This window comes from [Clostridium] aminophilum, assembly GCF_900101295.1.
Lineage (GTDB): Bacteria > Bacillota > Clostridia > Lachnospirales > Lachnospiraceae > Clostridium_R > Clostridium_R aminophilum_A.
In genome coordinates this window covers 1-3,421 of sequence record NZ_FOIL01000100.1, presented here as the reverse complement: position 1 = coordinate 3,421, position 3,421 = coordinate 1, and the positions used below count along the sequence as shown (strand labels likewise).

The following is a 3,421-nucleotide window of genomic DNA, read 5'->3' as shown; positions in this document are numbered from 1 at the left end:
TTTTCCTGACGCCGGAAGGTCCACCGACACTTCCTCTCTTCGCCGGACCGGACGGGCCGGCCGTCTCGCACTTCCCGCCGCGGAAGATACGTGCTTTCTGCCCGAAAAATTGTCCGTCATCAGGTCCAGTTTCTGTTCGGGTGCAGATTCTTCTTTCAGATCGTATAACTGCGTTCCCCGCATTCTGCGCGGACGCCGGCGGAAATCCTTCTCACTCATTTGGCACTCCGATTAATATGCGTTTTTGTTGATAAATCCCTTGAAAAATGTCAGAAAAAGAATCTTGAAATCAAATCCCATCGTCCAGTTTTCGATGTAATACAGGTCATGCTCGATTCGCTTTGTAATCGAGGTGTCTCCGCGGTAACCGTTGACCTGCGCCCATCCGGTCATGCCCGGACGAACCTGGTGTTTGATCATGTACCGCGGAATCTCCTCCCGGAATTTTTCCACAAAGAAGGGTCGTTCCGGTCTTGGTCCGACAAGACTCATGTCGCCCTTGAGCACGTTGAAGAACTGCGGCATCTCATCAATACTGGTTTTCCGGATAAAACGGCCTACTGCGGTAACTCTCGCATCGCCCTTGGTCGTCCACTCTTTCCGCTCTTTATCCGGTGCCTGTACCGTCATGGAACGGAATTTGTACATCTTAAACGGCTTATTGTGAAGTCCCACTCTCTCCTGCTTGAAGATCAGCTCTCCCGGAGAAGTCAGCTTCACGGCAATCGCCGCTCCCAGCATAAACGGAGAAAAGAGAATAATGGCCACAATGGCGCCGAAAATATCCACCGCGCGCTTCATCGACGCGTTCAGCGGATCGGTCAGCGGCACATGGCGGATGTTGATTACCGGAAGTCCGTTCAGATCTTCCATGTAGGGTCTCGTGGGAATGAATTTGAAATAGTCCGGGACGAATTTGGTGTGAACACCGGATTTCTCGCAGGCCGCCACAATTCCCTCAAGATTCGCGTACTCGCCGATTCCGAGGGTAATCGCGATCTCGTCCAGTGTATTTAATTTCAGAATGTCAGAAAGATCCTCAATCTTACCGATGACACGGACACCTTTGTACTCGGTGCCCCAGTCTTCCCGGTCGTCCAGGATCCCTCGAATCTTATACCCCCAGTCCGGATTGGCCGTCACGCGGTCGATGAAGCTTTCCGACGCGCGGCTGTATCCGACTAAAAGGATGTGTTTCTGATTGTAGCCCTTCGTTCGCATGGAACGGAGGGCATACTTCAGACAGTTTCGCATGATCACTTCCGCGATGACATTGATCACATAGAAATAGATCACCATCTTACGGGAGAAGTGATAGAAATACGGGTTTTTACCGCCCAAGAACAGGATCAGCGCAATTCCGAAGATGCCGATGGTGTTGGCCTTCAGGATATTGGCCAGTTCTGCGCGGGCCGTCTGCACTCTCTTCGGAGCGTACAGCTGAAAAAATGCATTCAGCAGCAGAAATGCCGGCACGATGGCTATCCCCGTAAAGAGATAGACATCGGTCATGGCATTTCTTGCGGTAGATGAGCTGCCGATCACGATCAGCCATGCCAGCGCGTAGGAGAAAAGAATGACCACGCCGTCCAGCAGGACATGAAGATGGTTCAGCCGCTCCTGGTTGTCTTTAATCATGTTGTCTCACCGTTTCTTCCGGATTGTTTTAATTCGCTCCCGGTCCCTGCGCTTCGTCAGAAGCGCCCGGTCCGCCGCTTGAGGAATTGTTCGTCGTCGCGGATCCGCCCGGTCCGTTTTCCACCGCATGCGCTGTCTGCGCCTCAGTGGTCTTTGCGGTCGCCTCCGTGTTCGAGGACTTTGTCTGCGCCTCGGCGGTCTTCGCCGCGGTCGTATGGTTGCCCGGACCCTGCGCGTCGTCGTCCTCGTCCTCCTCGTCCAGATCCTCCGGCGGATCGATGACATTGCCGCTGGAATCGGTCGGATAGACCTGCTTGCCGCTGTCATCCGTCGCGAGATACGGCTTGCCCTTGGAATTGGTCGGGAGAACCGCACTGCCGTCCGACTTGGTCGGATAGACAATATTGCCGTCCTCATCGGTCGGATAAATGATATTGCCCTCCGAATCGGTCTCCAGCTTTCCGGTCTTCTTCTCTTCCTCCTCCACGGCTTTCTTTGCCGGGTTCAGATCCTCCTCCACGATGTCTTCCTTCTTCTTGCTCGAAGAACCGTAGCCCATCAGCTGGCGGAAGCGCTGAGCGGTAATTCCCTTATCGGTCGGAACCGAATAGATCAGCTTCGCATTCTTGGTCAGACCGGTCGTCTCGGCGATATGCTCGCTGATCGAGGCAACCTTTTTGGAAACCTGATAGTTGTCCTTGCCGAACAGGAACTTGTGGAGATCCTGTACGTTATACTCCAGCGTCTGCGGGATAACGCAGTCCATCGTTCCGATATTCTTCTCACCTCTTGCCGCCGGGAAGCCCTGGGTTCCTGCGATGGTGAACTTGTTGATGGAGCGCATCAGCGGGATAATATCGGACGCCTCGATATTCGTCGCAAGCTGCGGGAATACCGTAACCATAATATTGTTCAGCTGCGCCCAGCTTGCCTTCTTGGCCTTCTCAAAGCACTTCTGAACGACGAGTCTCTGACGCTCGGTACGCGCATAGTCCGTGTCACTGTAACGGATTCTGGCATATGCAACGGCCTGGATTCCGTCCAGATGAACGTGACCCGCATGAGTCAGCTGCGTGGTTCCCATCTTGGTTTCCTTAACGGTCTCCGTGATAAACGCATTGATCCAGGAGAACTCCGCCTCACTCAGATCCACGTCAACGCCGCCGAGGATATTGATGACCTGCGCAACCGTTGACCAGTTAAATGTCGCATACTGGGTGATGTTCAGATCGAGGTTCTTGTTCAGCGCCTTGACCGCCTGCTCCGGACCGCCCATCGCGTACGCCGCATTGAACTTGTTGTAGCTGTTCTTGTCCGAAATATTCAGATATGTATCGCGGAACAGGGATACGATACGGATCTCTCCGGTCTCCAGATTGGCGCTGACAATCATGTTGACGTCGGAGTTGGTTCCCTTGCCGACATTCAGTTTTCCGCCTTCGCTTCTCGAGTCGACGCCGAAGGCAACCATGTTGAAGTAACCCTTCTGCATCTCCTCGACCTGCTCTTCGGTCAGATCCAGATTGACAACCTTGCTCTCATCGAATTCCAGTTTCTGAAGCGATCCGAAGGTTCTGGAATACAGATACCATGCCGCCGCACCGATCAGAAGGCTGAGCACAACGATCACTTCGACGACGATCAGCCATACTCTTCTTTTTTTCTTTTTCCGGCTGTGATAACTGTAATCTCCCTTTTTCCGTCCGTTTCCGCCCATAGAGGAACCGCCGCTCTTCCATGCCGGATTGCGGCCGGATCCCGATGTGCGGCTTCCGCTGCCCCC

At 53.7% G+C, this 3,421-nt stretch carries 3 protein-coding genes; all 3 read right to left on the bottom strand.

Annotated elements, in window-relative coordinates; genetic code table 11:
* Positions 1–219: hypothetical protein (locus BMW41_RS13970; protein ID WP_143050891.1), on the bottom strand; the 219-nt coding region annotated here is incomplete at its 3' end.
* A gap of 12 nt (positions 220–231) precedes the next feature.
* On the bottom strand, positions 232–1,638 hold the full coding sequence (locus BMW41_RS13965) for an undecaprenyl-phosphate glucose phosphotransferase (protein ID WP_074650822.1): 1,407 nt from the start codon (positions 1,636–1,638) through the stop codon (positions 232–234).
* A 28-nt stretch (positions 1,639–1,666) separates the two neighbouring features.
* Positions 1,667–3,421: LCP family protein (locus BMW41_RS13960; RefSeq protein ID WP_074650820.1), on the bottom strand; the 1,755-nt coding region annotated here is incomplete at its 5' end.